The organism is Dietzia alimentaria 72, assembly GCF_000226215.1.
In the GTDB taxonomy this organism is placed as follows: domain Bacteria; phylum Actinomycetota; class Actinomycetes; order Mycobacteriales; family Mycobacteriaceae; genus Dietzia; species Dietzia alimentaria.
Genome location: NZ_AGFF01000007.1, coordinates 174,483 through 193,059, shown reverse-complemented (window position 1 = coordinate 193,059; position 18,577 = coordinate 174,483). Strand labels below are relative to the sequence as shown.

The following is an 18,577-nucleotide window of genomic DNA, read 5'->3' as shown; positions in this document are numbered from 1 at the left end:
ACCCAGAGTTATGGTCACTGCGGACGAAACCCTTAATCCGACTAGACCGATCTGTCTATTTCCTGTGTTACTGTCACCGTCATGCCATTCCAGTCCCCTGTGGCCGGCCTGCGTCTCTCTGACAACAGCTCGGCGCGGGTCATGCGGGCGATTCGCTTCCGGGGGCCCGTCTCCCGGCCCGAGATCGCAGCGAGAACCGGGCTGTCCGTGGCCACTGTCGGACGCGCGACATCCGCGCTAGTGGCCGCGGGCGTCATCCGTGAACGTCCCGCTGCAATGCACGATGGATCGGTCGGGCGCCCGAGCATCCCGGTGGAAATCGACCCGTCCGGCCCGGTGACCATCGCCGTGCACATCGGCCTACATCGCAGCGTGGTGGCGGTATGCGACCTCGCGTGCCGCATCTTGTCTGAGCACGCGATCAGCACCCCCGGCCGTGAACCGGCGCGGATCGCCGACGAGCTGACCGCGGTCGCGTTCCGTCTTCTGGATGGTTACCGCGACCGCCGGCTGGTCCGCGGCGGGATCGCCACCGCCGCCCGGATCACCGAGACGGGGCGGATCGACCACGACCTGCTCGGATGGGAGGACGTGCCGGTTACCGACCTGTTCGCCGACCGGATTGGAGTCCCGTTCTCAGTGGCCCCGCACGTCGAGGCCATGGCCGCGACAGAACTACTGGTTGGGCACGAGACACACCAGGGCACCACGCTCGTAGTTTACGCGCGCGAGCATTTGGGTTCCGCCCTCGTGATCGACGGTGTCGTCCATCAACCGCGGGCGGGCTCCCCCGATCTCACGCACCTGCCGGTTGGGCCCACACAATTGCTCGCTGACGGCGGCAACGGCCTGCTGGACGTGGTCGGCGACTCTGGGGTGGTCCGGGCTGCGGGTCGCCACGGAATAGAAGTGGGATCGGTGGCGGAACTCGCCGTGAGAGCGCGTCGGGATGCGGTCTCGGAAGCGATCCTCGTTGAGCGCGCCACGGTTCTGGGCCGAGTAGTGGGACTGCTGTCCTCCATCACCCGGCCCGATACCGTCGTCCTGTGCGGTCAGGCATTCACAGACCATCCGCGTTACTTGCCGGCACTCGTCAGGGCGACCCGCGAAACCCGGCTTGTGGGCGGGGTGCCAGACCTGCGTATCTCGACGGCAGGAGGACGCATCCAGCAGTTCGCCGCCATGGCGGTCGCTTTGGACACAATTTCCGCAGACCCTACGGCTGCGCTCGCGGGTCGGGCGCTGTCGGCATCGTAGGACTGGACTTTTCGACGCCGTAATGTCCTGCGTCCGACCCTGGTGCACTTTGCATCGCCGCGAACAGAATTTTCGACATCTGTAGCGGGCGGATCGCAGACTTTCGATATGCCTGAATATCAATCGTTGTCCAATATCCGCCCGTCGGTTTCTCACGAGGTCCACCGGCGTGCAATGCGGACGCATCCCGCCGGCGTCACGATTGTCACTCTGAACGGTTCGGACAGACCCGTCGGCTTCACCGCGTCGTCCATCTCGAGCCTGTCAGCCGAGCCCGCCCTGATCAGTTTCAACGTGGGGTTCTCCTCGTCGAGTCTGACAGCCGTGCTCGAGGCCCGCACCGCTGTCGTGCATCTGCTCGGCGAAGGAGATGAGCACCTGGCGCTCCGTTTTGCCGGCCCGTCGCATCTGCGGTTCGCCGACACGGCGCTGTGGACCCGTACAGAGACTGGTGAACCACTGCTCCGCGGCGGAAGAATCCGGCTCCGGGTCGCCTTGGACCGTCTTGTGCCCGCTGGCGATCACGTCCTGGTGATCGCTCGCTTGCTCGACGCCTGGTTCGACGAGGAGCCCGCCGACCCCTTAGTGATCCTCGATGGCGACTTCCGTTCGGTATCGAGTTCCACTCGCTAGTCGCGAGCCACCTCCAGCTCGGCGAGCTCGACACGTCGCTGCGTTCAACCTCGCTAAGCCCCAAGCCGTGCGGCTCCGGACCGTCCCAGAGCAGCGCCGGCTTTGTGGAGTCCTTCGGTTCGAGACTATTGGGCGCCGGGCAGCCGCGGCTTGACGAGCATCGGAGGCGGCCGGGGGCGGCGGCGAAGGGAGCGGCAGCCAAGTGGGGACGACCCCCGCCGGTGAAGGCGGGGGTCGTCCGTAGCGACTATCCCCGTGGCGATCAGCTGGTGGCCGGAGCCGCTCCGCCGCTGCCCGCAGGACCACCGGTGGAGCCTCCACCGAAGCCACCCGAGCTCGGCGGGAGCGAGTCACCCGGGCCGGCCTCGCCGGTGGGGGCAACGCTGGCAGTGATCTCCTCACCCTCGCGCTCGCTCTTGTCGCCGTCCGGACGTGGGGCGCCGGAGAACGTGAACTTGGCGTTTTCGGTCTTGTCCGACTCGCCGTCCCAACCCTCGACGTCCACCGAGACCAGTTCGCCGGCCGCGACCTCGCCGAAGAGGATCTTCTCGGACAGCGTGTCCTCGATCTCGCGCTGGATGGTGCGACGTAGCGGCCGCGCGCCCAGCACCGGGTCGAACCCGCGCTTGGCGAGCAGTTGCTTGGCCCGGTCGGTGACCTCGATCGTCATGTCCTTGGCCTTGAGAGCCACGCCCACGCGACTGACCATGAGGTCGACCATCTGGACGATCTGCTCCTGCGTGAGCTGGTGGAAGACCACGATCTCGTCGATGCGGTTGAGGAACTCGGGCCGGAAGTGCTTCTTGAGCTCGTCGTTGACCTTCTGCTTCATCCGCTCGTAGGCGTCCTCGGTGTTGTCGGAGGACTGGAAGCCCATTCCGACAGCCTTGGAGATGTCCCTGGTGCCCAGGTTGGAAGTGAAGATCAGGACGGTATTTTTGAAGTCGACCATGCGGCCCTGGCCGTCGGTGAGACGACCATCCTCGAGCACCTGCAGGAGGGTGTTGTAGATCTCGGTGTGGGCCTTCTCGATCTCGTCGAACAGAACCACCGAGAACGGCTTGCGCCGCACCTTCTCCGTGAGCTGGCCGCCCTCCTCGTAGCCGACGTAACCGGGGGGTGCACCGAACAGACGCGAAGCCGTGAAGCGGTCGTGGAACTCGCCCATGTCGATCTGGATGAGCGCGTCGTCCTCACCGAAGAGGAAGTTCGCCAGCGCCTTGGACAGCTCCGTCTTACCGACACCGGACGGGCCGGCGAAGATGAACGAACCCGACGGACGCTTGGGGTCCTTGAGGCCGGCGCGCGTACGACGAATGGCACGCGAGACCGCCTTGATGGCCTCATCCTGGCCGATGATCCGCTTGGACAGCTCCTCCTCCATGCGGAGTAGACGCGTGGTCTCCTCCTCGGTGAGCTTGAAGACGGGGATGCCGGTCCAGTTGCCCAGGACCTCGGCGATCTGCTCCTCGTCCACCACCGCGGCCACGTCCATGTCGCCCGCACGCCACTGCTTCTCACGCTCGGAACGCTCCGCGATGAGCTTCTTCTCCGTGTCGCGCAGCCCCGCGGCCTTCTCGAAGTCCTGCGCGTCGATCGCGGACTCCTTCTCGCGGCGTGCCTCCGCGATCTTCTCGTCGAACTCGCGCAGGTCCGGCGGGGCCGTCATCCGCTTGATACGCATGCGGGCGCCGGCCTCGTCGATGAGGTCGATGGCCTTGTCCGGCAGGAACCGGTCGTTGATGTACCGGTCCGCCAGTTGGGCGGCTGCCGCCAAGGCGGCGTCGGTGATGGTGACACGATGGTGCGCCTCGTACCGGTCGCGCAGTCCCTTGAGGATCTCAATGGACAGCTCGACTCCGGGCTCCGGAACCTGCACCGGCTGGAAACGACGCTCGAGCGCGGCGTCCTTCTCGATGTGCTTGCGGTACTCGTCCAGCGTGGTGGCGCCGATGGTCTGCAATTCGCCACGCGCCAGCTTGGGCTTGAGGATCGACGCGGCGTCGATCGCGCCTTCTGCGGCACCCGCCCCGACGAGCGTGTGGATCTCGTCGATGAACAGGATGATGTCGCCGCGCTGGTTGATCTCCTTGAGCACTTTCTTGAGGCGCTCTTCGAAGTCACCGCGGTAACGAGAACCGGCGACGAGCGAACCCAGGTCAAGCGAGTAGAGCTGCTTGTCCTTGAGCGTCTCGGGGACCTCGTTGTTGACGATGGCCTGGGCCAGGCCCTCGACGACGGCGGTCTTGCCGACGCCGGGCTCACCGATGAGCACCGGGTTGTTCTTGGTGCGCCGGGAGAGCACCTGCATAATGCGCTCCACCTCCTTGGCGCGGCCGACGACGGGGTCGAGCTTGCCCTCCATCGCGGCCTGGGTGAGGTTACGACCGAACTGGTCAAGCACAGTCGACGACGACGGCGTGCCAGACTCGCGGCCACCGGCGCCGGCGGGCGCACCCGTGGCCTCGGCTTCCTTACCCTGGTAACCCGACAGCAGCTGGATGACCTGCTGGCGGACTCGCGTGAGGTCGGCGCCGAGCTTGACCAGCACCTGGGCTGCGACGCCCTCGCCCTCGCGGATGAGACCGAGCAGGATGTGCTCCGTCCCGATGTAATTGTGGCCGAGCTGCAGCGCCTCGCGCAGGCTCAGTTCCAGCACCTTCTTGGCACGCGGCGTGAACGGGATATGCCCGCTCGGGGCCTGCTGCCCCTGGCCGATGATCTCCTCGACCTGGCTCCGCACCGCCTCGAGCGAGATCCCCAGGGATTCGAGGGCCTTGGCGGCCACTCCCTCACCCTCATGGATGAGGCCCAGCAGGATGTGCTCGGTGCCGATGTAATTGTGGTTGAGCATCCTGGCCTCTTCCTGGGCCAGGACGACGACGCGACGCGCGCGGTCGGTAAACCGTTCGAACATCGTGCTACCTCACATTCCTCGGGTTTTCACCACTGTAGTGGCCCGGTCTGACGCCCGGAGCCACAGGAGTGGCAGTCGGCCCGTCATCTCTATGCAACGCGGCAGGTAGGGGAATCATTGCCGAATCGTGTACGCCGTCAGCGAACGCTCCCGGAATGCCGGATAACATCGTCCCATCCGACTCAACTGGAGGTATCTCGTGCGCGACGCCGGGTTGACGATGGTGCCCGGGATACACGGGTGAGCCCGTTCGATCTGGGGCGGATCGGGGCCGGCCTTCCGTTCACTGACGCCGTGCCAGCCCTGCACGAGGCGCTCGCAGCGGGCGGGACCGCCGTGGTCCAGGCACCGCCCGGGACCGGTAAGACCACCGTGGTGCCGCCCGCCGTCGCGGTGGCCGACGGGGTGAGCGGACGCGTGGTGGTGACGCAGCCGCGCCGCGTAGCCGCACGGTCCGCAGCGCGCAGACTGGCCGCGCTCACCGGAACCGAACTCGGCGGAGTGGTCGGCTACTCGGTCCGGGGGGATTCCCGGGTCGGTCGGGAGACCCTCGTGGAGTTCGTGACCCCGGGCGTGCTGGTACGGCGGCTGATCGCGGACCCGGACCTGACCGGGGTCGGCGCCGTGGTGCTCGACGAGGTCCACGAGCGCGATGTCGAGTCCGACCTGGCGTTCGCCCTGCTGTGCGAGCTCCGTCAACTGCGCGACGACCTGCCCGTGGTGGCGATGTCCGCGACCGTGGAGGCCGACCGGTTCGCTCGACTGCTGCGCGGCGGGAACGGCGCGGACGGGAGCGGCGCCGGTGAAGGCCCGGCACCCATCGTGGATGTTCCCGCGACCCTGCACCCGTTGGAGACGCGCTACGCCCCCGCTCCGGTCGCACGACTGGACGCCCGCGGCGTGACGAACGGGTTCCTGGATCACGTGGCCGCGGTGACCGCCGACGAGGCCTTGGTCGGTGCCGCCGACACCCTGGTGTTCCTTCCGGGCGTTCGCGAGATCGAGCGGGTCGTCCGGTCGCTGGCCTCGCGTCTGGGCGACCGCGCGGAGGTCCTGCCGCTGCACGGTGGGCTGGACGCGGCCGCGCAGGACCGGGCGGTTTCCGGGCGGGACCGGTCAGGGGACGCGACGGGCGCGGCACGACCGCGGATCGTGGTGTCGACCGACCTCGCCGAGTCCTCCCTCACAGTGCCCGGCGTGCGCCTGGTGGTGGACGCGTGCTTGAGCCGTGAGCCGCGCCGGGACGTCGCTCGTGACATGACGGGGCTCGTCACCGTGTCGGCGTCGCGGGATTCGTGCGTCCAGCGCGCAGGTCGAGCCGCCCGCCTCGGCCCCGGTGTGGCGGTGCGTTGCCTGACCGAGCAGGAGTTCACTCACCTTTCCGCCCACCGCACGCCGGCCATCGCTACCTCAGACCTCACGACCTTCGCGCTCGATGTCGCCTGCTGGGGCGCGCCGCGAGGCGAAGGGTTGGCGTTGCCGGATCCGCCGCCGACCGGCGAGATGGCCCGCGCCGAGTCCGCACTACAGGGCCTCGGCGCCCTCGACGACGACGGTAGAGCGACCGGTCGTGGTCGCGACCTGGCGCGGGTGCCGGCCGACCCCCGGCACGCCCGCGCACTGCTGGACGGAGCCGGTCTCGTGGGTCCCCGGACCGCCGCCGAAGTGGTGGCCGTGCTGACTTCGGGGCGACGATCCCACGCCGGCGATCTGGTCGCCGACTTACGTGCGCTGCGGTCCGGCCGGGCACCGGACTCCGCGGCGTGGGAACGCGAGGCCCGACGTCTCGAGCGGCTCGCCCGGAACCACGCCGGCGAGGCCGCCGCGCATGAATCCCCCCTCGACGACGCGGTGGGCCCGGTGGTGGCGATGGCGCACCCCGGACGCGTCGCCTGCCGTCGGGGCGCCCAGTACACGTTCGCTTCCGGGACCGCGGCCGTCCTGCCGCCCGGGTCCGCGCTCGCCGGCAACGAGTGGCTCGCGGTGGCCGAGGTGGGGCGCGCCTCCGGCCGGGCGGCGGGTGAGGCGGGGGCGGTGATCCGCGCTGCCGCGGCCCTGGACCGGAGGGGCGCGGAGTACGCGGCCCACGATCTGCTCGACGACGACGAGACCGCGTGCTTCCGAGGTGGTGCGCTGACCGGGCGACGCGTCAGGCGCCTGGGCGCGATCGAACTCTCATCTACACCTGTAAGGCCCTCGCGCGTGGCCGCTGTCGCGGCTGTCTCCGCGGCGATCCGGGCCGGCGGGTTCGCGGCCCTGGGGCCGGATGACGACGCCCTCAGATTGTGGCGGCGCCTGGGGTTGGCCCACCGCGAACTCGGCGCGCCCTGGCCGGATGTCTCCGCGCAGGGGCTGGCGGGGAGATCGGACGAATGGCTCGGTCCGGAGGTCGATGCCCTCGCGCACGGCTCCCGCCTGGCGGGACGAGACCTCGGCCCCGCGCTCCGGCGACTGTTGCCCTGGCCCGAGGCCGGTCGACTCGACGAGCTGGTGCCGGAGCGGCTGGAGGTGCCGTCGTCGTCGTCGTACCGCGTGGACTACCCCGAGGTGGGCACCGACGATTCGCCGGTGCTCGCCGTGAAACTGCAGGAATGCTTCGGCTGGACCACCTCCCCCCGCATCTGCGACGGCCGGGTCCCCGTGACCGTGCATCTGCTCTCCCCCGCCGGGCGACCACTCGCCGTGACGCGTGACCTGGCGTATTTCTGGCGCGAGGCCTACCCGGGCGTGCGTGCCGAGATGCGGGGCCGATACCCGCGGCACCCATGGCCGGAGGACCCGATGACGGCCGAGCCGACGCGGAGGACCAATCGGCGACGCTGAACCGCTCTACCACAACGGCTCAGCATGCGGTAGATATTTGGCGAGATCACGCCTATGCTGTGATACACGCCACAAGCGTGCCCAGTACCGAAAGGGTGATCGCGATGACCGCCTACACACCTCCCGCACCCCACCGGGATGCCCTGCCCACCAGGACCCGGGGACGCACCCGACTCATCCCCCACCTCAAGAACCGGTTCGGCGCGCTGGTGGCCGTGGCCGGTCTGGGCCTGGCACTGGTAAGTCTCTACCTGCCGTGGCTCTCCACGCGATCGGGAGCGAGCCTCTCAGCCCTGGACATCACCGAGATCGTCGATGTTCGCAGCGTCGCACCAGTCCTGTTCCTAGGGTTACTGGTCCTGCTGTTCCTCGTGATAGTCACCGCGGCCACCAGGCTCGGGGCCTTCGCGGCATCGGCCGCGGTCGTCGCACTCGGTGCGCTAGCGGCACACCTGACCTTCGTCTGGATCCTCTTCTCCTCCACCGGAGCATCCGACCCCATGCTCTCCGGCCTACCCACGGGAGCGACGGTCACATTCGGGCCGTACCTGGCCGCGCTTGGCTTCGTCCTGATCACGGCCGGATCGGCGTGGGCGGCGCATTCAGCGGAGTACGTTTTGCCGGATCGCGAGGAGGCGCGGCCGCACCACCACCCGGACCCCGACCACAGCACCGGCGGAGCACCCGCCAACCACCCCGACCACATTCACGACTGACCCGCGGCCGCATCCTCGCGGCCGCGATATTCAGTCCCGCGGGAGCGGCTTGACCATCGGGAACAGAATGGTCTCTCGGATGCCCAGGCCCGTCAGCGCCATGAGCAGGCGGTCGATGCCCATGCCGAGGCCGGCCGAGGGCGGCATGCCCTGCTCCATCGCGGCGAGGAAATCCTCGTCGAGCACCATCGCCTCGTCGTCGCCCGCCGCGGCCAGTCTCGCCTGGTCCTCGAAGCGCTGACGCTGGATCACCGGATCGACGAGCTCTGAATAGGCGGTCGCCAGTTCGAACCCGCGTACGTAGAGATCCCACTTCTCGGTCACTCCGCGATCAGTGCGGTGGTCACGCGTCAGCGGTGAGGTCTCGACGGGGAAGTCCCGGACGAACACCGGGCCCTCCAACTGGTCAGCGCACAGATGCTCCCAGATCTCCTCGACCAGCTTCCCGTGGAGCCAGCCCTGACCCTTGGGCACGTCCAGGCCGACCTTGCCCGCCAATACGGTGAGTTCTTCGACGGTGGAATCGACGGTCACGGTCTCGGCGCCGCCCGTGACTAGCTCGGGGTGCTTGCGCTGCAATGCCTCGTTGAGCGAGGGGTACATCTTCATCTCACGCCACTGGCCGCCCAGATCGAACGCGGAGCCGTCCGCGAGGATGACCGTGGTGGAACCGAACACCTCGCGGGTCACCTCCTGGATGACCTCGCGGATCATGGTGGCGGCCGTGTCGTAGTCCCCGTACGCCTGGTAGGTCTCGAGCATGGCGAACTCGGGACTGTGCGAGGAGTCCACGCCCTCGTTGCGGAAGTTCCGATTGATCTCAAAGACGCGCTCGATGCCACCCACCACGCAGCGCTTGAGGTACAGCTCAGGGGCGATACGCAGGTACAGGTCCAGATCGAGTGCGTTGGAATGCGTAACGAACGGTCGGGCCGCCGCGCCGCCGTGAAGTGTCTGCAGCATGGGCGTCTCCACCTCGAGGAACCCGCGGGCTTCGAGCGAGTTCCGAAGTGCGCGGACCACCTTGATCCGGGTGATCGCGTTGCGCCGTGCGGTATCGCGCATGATCAGATCGGTGTAGCGCTGGCGGACGCGGGTGTCCTCGCTCAGCTCCTTGTGCGCCACCGGGAGGGGACGCAGCGACTTCGCCGCCATCACCCACGAGTCGGCCATGACCGACAGTTCCCCACGCTTCGAGCGCACCACCCGGCCGGTCACCGACACGTGGTCGCCCAGATCGACGTCGTGCTTCCAGGCGTCCAGCCGATCCTGGCCGACATTGGCCAGCGACAGCATCACCTGCAGTTGCGGGGAGAACGGACCGGCCTCCCCTTCCGCCACCTCGACTGAGGGGTCGGCGGCGGGGTCCACGCCGTCCTGCAGCCGAACGAAACAGAGCTTGCCGGTGTTCCGGACAAACAGCACGCGGCCGGCCACGGACACCTCGACGTCGGTCTCCTCGCCCGCTGCCAGCTCGACGAACCGCGGATCCGCGATGATCTCCTGAAGTCCGTGCGTGCGCGGTACCTCAACGGGATAGGCCTGCACTCCGGAGTCGATGATGCGTTGCCGCTTGTCACGGCGGATACGCAGCTGCTCAGGAGTGTCGTCGGCGGGCTCGTCCTGGACGGCCCCGGTCGCGGCGGGAGTCGAGTCGGTCACGGCTTCCGAGGATAGTCGCCCGGGGGCCGCGGAGCCGAACCCGTGGACCCGATCGGGTCAGTGGGCCGAGATGGCCGACCGCTCGCGCAGGAGGTGCTCGGCGTTCGCGAGCAGCCCGAGGGCCCGGGTGGCGCGCAGGGCGTCATGCCCGCCGTCCACGGCCCGGACCTCGTCGACGCCGCGGGAATGCAGCTCGAGGGCGAACAGTTCGGCGTCCAGTCCGTCGTCGCTGACCAGGACCACGGCGCGCCCCTCGGTGACCGCGGCCAGCGGCGTGGCCGATCCCGGATCAAGAAGGTCGACGACGGGACGGGCCTCCACGGCGACCGCACCCGCGAGCACGCCCTGACGCTCACGCTGTGTGCGGGAGCGGATATCCACGACGAGAGCGCCGGCCCGGACCGCGGAGGGGTACTCGGTGGCCGTGATCGTGGTGGTGATGGTGGCGGAGAAGGTGATGGTCATGCGGGGCTCCCGGAGTGGATGGTGACGGCTGGGCTGAGGGGGGCTGCCGACCCGGGACACCAGTGCTGCACGCGCGCGGATGTCGCCGGGCCGGCCGGGGGCATTCGTCGCGTGGTCATGACACCCATAGTAGACAGACCGGTCTACCTACTTCAAGGGCCATGGGAAACCGTCCCGGCCGACCACCCTCACCCCTCCCCCATTTCAGCCTCGGGACTAGCGCATATCAGGTAGTTGATGCATCATGCATATAGATCGAAGGAGATCCCATGCCCACATTGCACCAGCGCCAGCCCGCCGTCTTTGTCGGGCACGGCGTCCCCCTCAACGCCCTCGAGCAGAACGAGTGGACCCGCCAGTGGGCGGCCCTCGGAGACTCGCTCCCCGAGCGACCGCGCGCGGTTCTCGCCGTCTCGGCGCACTGGTACATCAACGCGACCGCCGTCACCGCGATGGCCGCGCCCAGGACGATCCACGACTTCTACGGCTTCCCCCGCGAGCTCAACGAGTTCGAGTACCCCGCCGCCGGCGCACCCGAACTCGCGGCCGAGGTCGCCGAGGCCGTCAAGCCCACCTGGGTGGGCGCCGACCAGGACTCCTGGGGCCTGGACCACGGCACCTGGTCCGTCCTCACGCACGTCTTCCCCGACGCCGACGTGCCCGTGGCGCAGCTGTCCGTGGACGCCTCGAAGCCGGCGAGCTATCACTTCGACCTCGGCACCAAGCTGTCCGCGCTGCGCGACTCCGGCGTGCTGGTGCTGGCCAGTGGCAACGTGGTCCACAATCTCGCCGCGGTCGATCCCAGCCGCGGCGACCAGGGAATGGACTGGGCACAGCGCTTCGACGACCACGCCCAGGAACTGCTCACCGAGCGCCCCGAGGACGCCCTCGCACTGACCGACCACGCGGACGCTCGCCTGGCCGTGCCCAGTGCCGACCACTTCCTGCCCCTGCTCTACACCGCCGGAATGGCGGCCGCGTCCGGGGAGAAGCTGGACGCGTTCAGCAAGGGCTATGCCTGGGGCTCCGTCTCCATGACGAGCTACCGCTCGGCCGCCTGACGCGCCGGCGCCGTCTCGGCCCCAGCTAGCGGTAACAGCCACCGGGAGCAGCGGCTATGACGGCTTCGCGGCGGCCGCACCGTCTCCGCACCACGCCCGCACCCCCGCAAGCCCCTGCCACACCGTGCCCGCGCATTTGCTCACCTTCAGCGTGATCGGGTCGGCGTGTCGTCACGCTGAAGGTGTGCAAAACGCTGAAGGTGAGCAACCTGCGGAAGGGGCGCGCGTCGCGGACCTAGCGCACGCCACCGACGAGCTCAGCAGTTGCGCTCGTACACCAGCCGAAGCCCCTCGAGTGCGAGTTCCGGCTCGACGTCGGTGATGGTGCGTGACTCCTCGGCCACCACGTCGGCGCGCAGTCCGGTGAGCACGACGGAGGCGTCGGCCAGCGCGGCGACGTCGGTGCGCAGTCGGTCGACCAGGGCGTCGATCTGACCGGCGAACCCGATGACGATTCCGGCCTGCAGCGCGGCGACCGTGTTCTTACCCAGCGCTCCCTTGGGGCGCACGACCTCGATCTTGCGGAGGGCCGCGGCGCGTTCGGCCAGTGCGTCGACGGAGATGTCGATCCCCGGCGCGATCGCCCCGCCGAGCAGCTCGCCGCGCGCGGAGATGGCGTCGACCGTGGTCGCGGTGTCCACATCGACCACGACGACGGGGCCCTCGAACAGGGTGTGGGCTGCGAGCGCGTTGACCACCCTGTCGGATCCCACCTCCCGCGGATTGTCCACGAGCAGCGGCACCCCGGTCTTCACCCCGGGCGCCACGACCACGGCCGGCAGTCCCGGCCAGTAGTCGGCGGCCATCTTCCGGAGTTCACCGGTGACGGATGGCACCACGGACATCGCGGAGATACCGCTGAGCTGCTGGGCGCAGTCCCCGAGCAGGCCGCGGATCGTCAACGCGAGTTCGTCGGAGGTGACGGACGGCGAGGTCCGCATGCTCCAGGTGCGCTCGAGCGGGCCGCCATCGGTGGGGAAGACGCCCAGCCGGATATGGGTGTTGCCTACGTCGACGGCGAGGAGCACGGCTGGTGTCCCGTCGACTAGACCGCGGCGGGGGCGGGGACGCGCGGGTTCTTGAGCCCGGAGCCCTCGGGGACATTCGCGGGGTCGTCGCCCTCGGTGAGCTTGCGGTTGTCGCCGTCGACAAACACCACGCGCGGCTTGTAGGCCCGCGCCTCGGCGTCCTCCATGATCCCGTACGCGATGATGATCACCAGGTCGCCCGGGTGCACCAGGTGGGCGGCGGCACCATTGATACTGATGACGCCGGAGCCGCGCTCGCCGGTGATGGCGTAGGTGGTCAGGCGGCTGCCGTTGTTGATGTCGACAATGTCGATCTGCTGTCCCTCGAGCAGGTCGGCGGCGTCCATGAGGTCGGCGTCGATGGTGCAGGAGCCGACGTAGTGCAGGTCGGCCTGGGTGACGGTGGCCCGGTGGATCTTGGAGTGGAGCATCGTGCGTTGCATGTGACAGGCCTTCCTAGGAGTCTGCTGCGAGATCGGGGGCAGCGGCGAGGTCATCGGCCATCTCAGCCTGCTGGGCGGCGACCGTCGCCTCGGCCGCTTCGAGGAAGCCCGTCCCTATGGCCACCCCCACGTTGTCGATGAGCCGGGTGGAGCCGATCCGCGCGGCCACGAGGAGACGGCCCGGGCCCTCCACCGGAGGCTCGCCGAGGTCGCCGGCGCGGAGTTCGAGGTAATCGATCGAGATCTGCGGACGCTCCGCCAGCACCGCCGCGGCGGCGTCGACGACGGCCTGACGGCCCCCCTTGGCGGCGAATGTGCCCGCGACGAGGGCCGCGTTGATCGCGGTGGCCAATTCTCGCTCGTCCGGCGATAGGTAGCGGTTTCGAGAACTCATCGCCAGTCCGTCGGATTCGCGGACCGTGGGAACGCCCACCACGCGCACATCCATGTCCAGGTCTGCGACCATCTGTCGGATCAGCACGAGCTGCTGATAGTCCTTCTCCCCGAAGAACGCCTGGTGCGGCGCCACGATGTTGAACAGCTTGGCCACCACGGTGAGCATCCCGGCGAAGTGGCCGGGGCGGGACGCGCCGTCGAGGATCTCACCCGTTGGGCCGGGTTGCACGGTAGTGCGGGGGCCGTCGGGGTACATGGCCGAGGCGCTGGGGGCGAAGACCAGCTCGACCCCCGCCTCGGCCAGTCGCGCCACGTCGTCGTCGAGGGTGCGCGGATATGCGTCGAGGTCCTCACCCGGGCCGAACTGCAACGGATTGACAAAGATCGACGCCACGACCACCGAGCCGGGGGTCCGGCGCGCGGCCTCCACCAGGGCGAGGTGCCCCGCGTGCAGCGCCCCCATCGTGGGTACGAGCGTAATCTGCTTTCCGACCTTGCGAAGCGACTCGGTGACCGCGTGCAGAGTGGACGGGTCGTGATGGACCGTCAGCTCGCCGCGGGTGTAGCCGGTGTTCGCACGTCCGGGCACGGCGGTGCGCACCGGGCGGGAGCTGGAGGTCATCTGAGTTGCTCCGTCAGGTCGGGGGCCAACAGGTCGGTGACGTCGCGGCCGGCTCCGCACCGGTCAGCGGTACGCAGGGCGAGCGCCCGGTAGCCGGAGGCGATTCCGCCATCGACATCCTCCAGCGCGTCGAGGTGGCGGGAGACCGTGACCGCGTCGCCGCGCATGACGGGACCCGTCAACGCTGAGTCCCCCGAGGCGAGAACATTGTCGAGGGCGGCGCGCAGGAGCGGCTCCAGCGTGCGGCGGGCCAGTGCCTGGGCATCGGGGCCGAGCATCCCGTCGGGGTCGCCCTCCACCTGCCCGCCCGGCATGACGGAGAAGGAGGCAGCGAGCGCCTCCGCAGCATCGTTGACAAGGGTGACGAGGTGGTTCGCGCCGTGAGCCAGCGCCGCGTGGTAGAGCGCCCGATGGGATTCCGCGACGGTGACGGGTAACCCGCCGGTTTCCATGACCAACATCTGCCCCACAACCAGTCCGATCTCATCGGGTGAGGTGAGAGCCCACGAGCAGCCCTCCATGCGATCAACGTCCGCGGCGCCGCCGGTGAACGTCATGGCGGGGTGCGCTGCCACCACCACGGCTCCGGCGTCAGCGGCCGGACGGAGAACGTCGGCTCCGACGGCCCCTGCCACGTGGACCACGATGTGACCGGGGCGGAACGCCTCCGCGGCGGCCAACTCGGCCACCACACCGGGCAGTGCGGAGTCGGGAACGGCGAGGATCAGCAGCTCACTGGACTTGGCGACAGAGACCGCGTCGGTCACGCGAGCCTCGGGGAGGCGATCGGCTGCGAGGTCGCGCGACCGCCGGGACCGTGCCACGACGGCGGACACGACGTGGCCCCGCCGTTCGAGCGCGGCACCGACCGCGGTGCCGACGCGCCCAGCGGACACGAGCCCGATCGACAGGCGGGCAGGGGCTGATTCGGTGACGCCGAATTCGGACATCATTGGTGCTCCAGTGCTCGATCCGTTCCAGGCCCACTCACTGATGGTGGGTCCCGGACATCTCGCAGGCGAGAGTAGTCGTCCGGCGACGTCGACACATCATCTAGTGGCGCACTTCACACCTACTCTGCCGAGCGCCGGGCAGAGTTGGTCAGTCGGTGGAGCGACGACGACGGCGACCTCCACCCGAGTCGTCACCACTGCCCAGGCGCGCCATCAGCTCTGCCACGGACAGGCCCGTGCCCTCACCGTGGCGGCTCGGAGGCGCGGACTCAGGGGTGTCCGGTCCGGATGCAGTTGTGCGTTCCGGAGTCGAGGCGGGCTCGACGGGAGCCTTCTCCGGCTTGGGGGCGGACGCGGTGGGCTTCGTCGCGGACGCAGGCCCCGACTTGGCCACCGGCTGCTGCGGAGCGGCCGGACGTGTCGGCGACACGGTCTCTGCGGCTCGACGCGACTCGGTCTGCTGGCGCGACGTCGGGCGAACAGCCGGGCCGCGCGGTGCGCGGGCCGACTCGGACGACGGGGCCTTGCCCTTCGAGACCGGGGGGAATTTCTCGGTGCGCTCGGTACTCGGGGTGGAGTCCGGCGCCACACCGGACACCAACGGCTCGGACCGGTCGCTACGGGGCTTCGTGTCGGCACCTGCATCAGCCTGCGCGGCCGCCGTGGTCTCGGGACCGCGCGCAGGGGTGGACCAGGGGCTGCCCGACTGTTCGGCTGCGGGTGCTCGCCGTCGGGGCTCGACCCGCTCGGAGGGCACGTTGGGAAGCGACGAACCGGAACCGAGTTGCCCGGCGGGGGCATGTCCGCCGACGGCGAACCGGTCCTCGGGCAGGGTGACACCGAGTGCACCCAGTTGCTCGCGAAGTGCGGCGATCTCGTGACGCAGTCCCAGGATGGAATCCGCGGTCTCCGTGCGAACCGTGTCACGCAGGTCTTTCTCCACAACGAGCTCGTGCTCACGTCGAGCGGAGATCTCGCGCTCGAGTTGGAGCTCGTAGACGGTGTGCAGATCCCTCATGCGGGACGCCTCCGTGGCGGCCTGCCGGCGGTAGCGCGCGACGAGGAACGCGCCGATGAAGGCTGCCCACAGCGCGGCGAGTGTGCCTATCCGCGTCCACACCGGGTTGTCCGAGAAGATCATCACCACTGTCGCCACGAGCGCCAGGACGAGCAGGACCCCCAGAGCGATGCCCGCCAGTCCTCGGTCGTCGCCTCGGGCCGGGCGAGCTGACCGGGGCTTGTCCATCGCGCCGTCGGAACTCATGCCTCGCATGATACGCAGAGGAACACCAGTCACACAGGCAACCGCCGCGTGTCCGTCTGAACCGGCGCGGATCCCGCCCCCTGAGCCTTCTGGTTCACAGTCCCTCCCCCGGCCTCATGTGGGCTGAGCAAGGCCACCGCTCTCGTCGTCGCCGGGCGGCGTCTCGCAGGCGGATTCCAAGAACAGGCCCGCGCCGACAAGCAGCGCTCCGGAGACGAGCACCGCCAACGCTGCCGGGAGTTCGTCCGACGCCGCCGCCAGCTCCCCGAGTTTCGGCAGGAAGTAGATCGCGAACCCGATGCCGAGCCCTCCGGCCGCCGCACCCAGGACCGCGGAGGCCTGGCCAAGCGCTGCGCAGCGGGCGATGGTGAGCGGGTGCATCTGACTGCGATCCTGGCCCACGCCGCCGTCGGAGACCGCGGCACGGATCCTCAGCGCCAGCAGTACATCGATCACCGCGATCACCACCAACGTGGTCCAACCGAAGCCGATCGGGGGCAGAGAGCCGAAGAAGGTCCCGGTGAGGAAGTAGGCGGCCACAGCGGCAACCAACACCACCAGCGCGAGAGTGGATTTGGCGATGCGGTTCATGTCAGACCTCCCATCCAGCGGGTGCCAGCGGGTCTTCGAGGCGACGTACAGCTGCGATGTCCGCCGGGTCGAGGTCCGCCAGCAGGTCGGTGACCGGGGTGCCGTCGAGAGTCGCGTCCGGCTCGACCTCGTTCCACGGCACCAAGACGAAAGCGCGCTGGGACGCACGTGGGTGCGGCAGGGTCAGCGTCTCGTCGCCCGAGGTCACCGCCGCCCCGTCCACGGAGGCGTTCACCACGTCCACGTCGAGCGTCCTGGGTCCCCAGCGGACGTCGCGGGTTCGTCCGGCGGCGCGTTCGCGCCCGAAGCCCCACTCGAGGACATCCGACGGGGTACCGGGGTGCTCCACCACCAGGACGGCATTGAGGAAGTCGTCCTGCTCGACACCGCCCCACGGCGGAGTGGCGTAGACCGCGGAAACCCCACGAAGGATCCCGTCCGCGGCCGCGGACTCGGCCACGCCCCGGAGCAGACCGAGTGTGTCGCCCCTGTTGCCGCCGATTGACAGGACCGCGCGGCAAGTCACCGCCCAGCCCCCGCCTGGATGCATCCGCCGTTGCGGGACCTTGTGGCCACCACGGCCACGTCTGCGAACTCCGCCGGGATGGGCGCCTGCGGCTTGTGCAGCGTCACCTCGACCGCGCTGGCGCCCGGTGCCATCTCCATCACGCCGTCGGCGATGCGCGAGGCGACGGTCTCGATGAGGTCGCAGGTTGGCCCCGCCACGATGTCTCGGGCGTACAGAGCCAGTGCTCCGTAATCGACGGTGTCAGCGAGGTCGTCAGACGCCGCGGCGGCCGTGAAGTCCGTCCATAAGACCAGGTCCACCACGAAGTCCTGCCCGTCCCGCTTCTCGTGCTCGAATACCCCGTGATTGCCCCGGACCTCCAGACCCCTGAGTTCGATGCGATCCGCCATCAGTGCGCCTCCGCCCTTCCGGCCGCCCAGGCGGCGGCCACCCGTACCGTGTCCGCGCTCGGCGCGACGTCGTGGACCCGGACGGCCCACGCGCCGGCCGCAGCCGCCAGCGCTGTGACAGCGGCGGTAGCGGAGTCGCGACCGGCCACGGGCCTCGGATCACCCTCCCTGCCGGGCAGGAGCGATCCGAGAAATCGCTTGCGGGAAGCCGCCACCAGGACGGGAAAGCCCAGCTCGATGAGCGCGTCGAGGCCGTGGAGCAGAGCCCAGTTGTCGTGGGCATTTTTGGCGAATCCCAGACCGGGGTCCAGCACGATCGCCGAGGGGTCGACTCCCGCAGCGACGGCGGCGTCGACGCGACGGGCGAGATGGTCGCGCACAGACGCCACCACGTCCTCGCCGTAGTCGACCCGGCCGCCGGCGCCGGCGCTGTAGTCGTCCGGCGAGACCCAGTGCATGAGAATCACGGGACATCCGCGTTCCGCGACGACCGTCAGCATCTCCGGGTCGGCGAGGCCGCCCGAGACGTCGTTGATGACGGACGCACCAGCGTCGAGCGCCTCGGCGGCGGTCGACGCCCGCATCGTGTCGACGGACACCACCACGCCATCGCCCGCGAGCGCGCGGACGAGCGGAATCACCCGGGCGGCCTCATCCTGGCGGTCGACCCGCACGGCCCCCGGCCTTGTGGACTCCCCGCCCACATCGAGCAGGTCAGCCCCGTCTGCGACCAGACGCCGAGCGTGGGCGATCGCCGCTTCGGGGGCGAGGTGCCGTCCCCCGTCGGAGAACGAGTCCTCGGTGACGTTGACGATGCCCATGACCGCG

Annotated in this window: 17 protein-coding genes; 5 read left to right on the top strand and 12 right to left on the bottom strand. The window is 69.3% G+C overall.

All coding sequences use genetic code 11. The features are described 5' to 3' along the window. Nucleotides 1-81: 81 nt before the first annotated feature. A complete protein-coding gene (locus ON04_RS03330; RefSeq protein WP_010540164.1) occupies nt 82-1,257 on the top strand; it encodes an ROK family transcriptional regulator in 1,176 nt (391 codons plus the stop codon). Nucleotides 1,258-1,365: 108 nt separating this feature from the next. After that, nucleotides 1,366-1,890, top strand: coding sequence for a flavin reductase family protein (locus ON04_RS03325; protein ID WP_033443999.1), 525 nt, complete (start codon nt 1,366-1,368; stop codon nt 1,888-1,890). A 262-nt stretch (nt 1,891-2,152) separates the two neighbouring features. Here the strand turns inward: ON04_RS03325 and ON04_RS03320 are convergent, their stop codons facing one another. Beyond that, the gene (locus tag ON04_RS03320) at nt 2,153-4,807 is read right to left on the bottom strand and encodes an ATP-dependent Clp protease ATP-binding subunit (RefSeq protein WP_010540162.1); all 2,655 of its coding nucleotides are present in this window, start codon (nt 4,805-4,807) and stop codon (nt 2,153-2,155) included. 240 nt (nt 4,808-5,047) lie between these two features. Between ON04_RS03320 and hrpB the strand changes: the two genes are divergently transcribed. Then, entirely contained in the window at nt 5,048-7,630 is a 2,583-nt protein-coding gene (hrpB, locus tag ON04_RS03315) for an ATP-dependent helicase HrpB (protein WP_010540161.1), read from the top strand. A 104-nt stretch (nt 7,631-7,734) separates the two neighbouring features. Further along, nucleotides 7,735-8,346, top strand: coding sequence for a hypothetical protein (locus tag ON04_RS03310; RefSeq protein WP_010540160.1), 612 nt, complete (start codon nt 7,735-7,737; stop codon nt 8,344-8,346). Between the two features lie 30 nt (nt 8,347-8,376). On the opposite strand, the gene lysS is transcribed toward ON04_RS03310, so the two are convergent. Both lysS and ON04_RS03300 read right to left on the bottom strand, forming a co-directional pair. Next, complete coding sequence (gene lysS, locus ON04_RS03305) at nt 8,377-10,008, bottom strand: lysine--tRNA ligase (RefSeq protein WP_010540159.1); 1,632 nt, start codon at nt 10,006-10,008, stop codon at nt 8,377-8,379. Between the two features lie 57 nt (nt 10,009-10,065). Next, nucleotides 10,066-10,473: a rhodanese-like domain-containing protein gene (locus ON04_RS03300; protein ID WP_010540158.1), complete on the bottom strand. Its 408-nt coding sequence runs from the start codon at nt 10,471-10,473 to the stop codon at nt 10,066-10,068. 269 nt (nt 10,474-10,742) lie between these two features. Here ON04_RS03300 and ygiD point away from each other — a divergent pair, with 269 nt between their 5' ends. Beyond that, nucleotides 10,743-11,534 (top strand): 4,5-DOPA-extradiol-dioxygenase, encoded by a 792-nt coding sequence (ygiD, locus tag ON04_RS03295; protein ID WP_010540157.1) that lies wholly within the window; start codon nt 10,743-10,745, stop codon nt 11,532-11,534. Nucleotides 11,535-11,791: 257 nt separating this feature from the next. On the opposite strand, the gene ON04_RS03290 is transcribed toward ygiD, so the two are convergent. The 9 genes from ON04_RS03290 to folP form a co-directional block, all read right to left on the bottom strand. Next, entirely contained in the window at nt 11,792-12,562 is a 771-nt protein-coding gene (locus ON04_RS03290; RefSeq protein WP_010540156.1) for a type III pantothenate kinase, read from the bottom strand. 17 nt (nt 12,563-12,579) lie between these two features. After that, nucleotides 12,580-13,005, bottom strand: coding sequence for an aspartate 1-decarboxylase (panD, locus tag ON04_RS03285; RefSeq protein WP_010540155.1), 426 nt, complete (start codon nt 13,003-13,005; stop codon nt 12,580-12,582). Between the two features lie 13 nt (nt 13,006-13,018). After that, nucleotides 13,019-14,023, bottom strand: coding sequence for a pantoate--beta-alanine ligase (gene panC / locus ON04_RS03280; protein ID WP_010540154.1), 1,005 nt, complete (start codon nt 14,021-14,023; stop codon nt 13,019-13,021). Next, a complete protein-coding gene (locus ON04_RS03275) occupies nt 14,020-14,973 on the bottom strand; it encodes a Rossmann-like and DUF2520 domain-containing protein (RefSeq protein WP_029457625.1) in 954 nt (317 codons plus the stop codon). Before ON04_RS03275 ends, panC begins: the two co-directional genes overlap by 4 nt. A gap of 151 nt (nt 14,974-15,124) precedes the next feature. Beyond that, nucleotides 15,125-16,240 (bottom strand): DUF6779 domain-containing protein, encoded by a 1,116-nt coding sequence (locus ON04_RS03270; protein ID WP_010540152.1) that lies wholly within the window; start codon nt 16,238-16,240, stop codon nt 15,125-15,127. A gap of 114 nt (nt 16,241-16,354) precedes the next feature. Continuing rightward, entirely contained in the window at nt 16,355-16,831 is a 477-nt protein-coding gene (locus ON04_RS03265) for a DUF3180 domain-containing protein (RefSeq protein ID WP_010540151.1), read from the bottom strand. A gap of 1 nt (nt 16,832) precedes the next feature. Beyond that, entirely contained in the window at nt 16,833-17,381 is a 549-nt protein-coding gene (gene folK / locus ON04_RS03260) for a 2-amino-4-hydroxy-6-hydroxymethyldihydropteridine diphosphokinase (protein WP_010540150.1), read from the bottom strand. Further along, nucleotides 17,354-17,749 (bottom strand): dihydroneopterin aldolase, encoded by a 396-nt coding sequence (folB, locus tag ON04_RS03255; protein WP_010540149.1) that lies wholly within the window; start codon nt 17,747-17,749, stop codon nt 17,354-17,356. The genes folK and folB overlap by 28 nt, the downstream gene beginning before the upstream one ends. Further along, on the bottom strand, nt 17,749-18,570 hold the full coding sequence (gene folP / locus ON04_RS03250) for a dihydropteroate synthase (RefSeq protein ID WP_010540148.1): 822 nt from the start codon (nt 18,568-18,570) through the stop codon (nt 17,749-17,751). The genes folB and folP overlap by 1 nt, the downstream gene beginning before the upstream one ends. Nucleotides 18,571-18,577: the final 7 nt, after the last annotated feature.

Bases quoted from the DNA above. Each gene is read 5' to 3' on its own strand.
- ON04_RS03330 (WP_010540164.1), top strand. From the start codon at position 82: ATGCCATTCCAGTCCCCTGTGGCCGGCCTGCGTCTCTCTGACAACAGC.
- ON04_RS03325 (WP_033443999.1), top strand. From the start codon at position 1,366: ATGCCTGAATATCAATCGTTGTCCAATATCCGCCCGTCGGTTTCTCAC.
- ON04_RS03320 (WP_010540162.1), bottom strand. From the start codon at position 4,807: ATGTTCGAACGGTTTACCGACCGCGCGCGTCGCGTCGTCGTCCTGGCC.
- ON04_RS03310 (WP_010540160.1), top strand. From the start codon at position 7,735: ATGACCGCCTACACACCTCCCGCACCCCACCGGGATGCCCTGCCCACC.
- ON04_RS03300 (WP_010540158.1), bottom strand. From the start codon at position 10,473: ATGACCATCACCTTCTCCGCCACCATCACCACCACGATCACGGCCACC.
- ygiD (WP_010540157.1), top strand. From the start codon at position 10,743: ATGCCCACATTGCACCAGCGCCAGCCCGCCGTCTTTGTCGGGCACGGC.
- panD (WP_010540155.1), bottom strand. From the start codon at position 13,005: ATGCAACGCACGATGCTCCACTCCAAGATCCACCGGGCCACCGTCACC.
- panC (WP_010540154.1), bottom strand. From the start codon at position 14,023: ATGACCTCCAGCTCCCGCCCGGTGCGCACCGCCGTGCCCGGACGTGCG.
- ON04_RS03275 (WP_029457625.1), bottom strand. From the start codon at position 14,973: ATGTCCGAATTCGGCGTCACCGAATCAGCCCCTGCCCGCCTGTCGATC.
- ON04_RS03270 (WP_010540152.1), bottom strand. From the start codon at position 16,240: ATGAGTTCCGACGGCGCGATGGACAAGCCCCGGTCAGCTCGCCCGGCC.
- ON04_RS03265 (WP_010540151.1), bottom strand. From the start codon at position 16,831: ATGAACCGCATCGCCAAATCCACTCTCGCGCTGGTGGTGTTGGTTGCC.
- folK (WP_010540150.1), bottom strand. From the start codon at position 17,381: ATGCATCCAGGCGGGGGCTGGGCGGTGACTTGCCGCGCGGTCCTGTCA.
- folB (WP_010540149.1), bottom strand. From the start codon at position 17,749: ATGGCGGATCGCATCGAACTCAGGGGTCTGGAGGTCCGGGGCAATCAC.
- folP (WP_010540148.1), bottom strand. From the start codon at position 18,570: ATGGGCATCGTCAACGTCACCGAGGACTCGTTCTCCGACGGGGGACGG.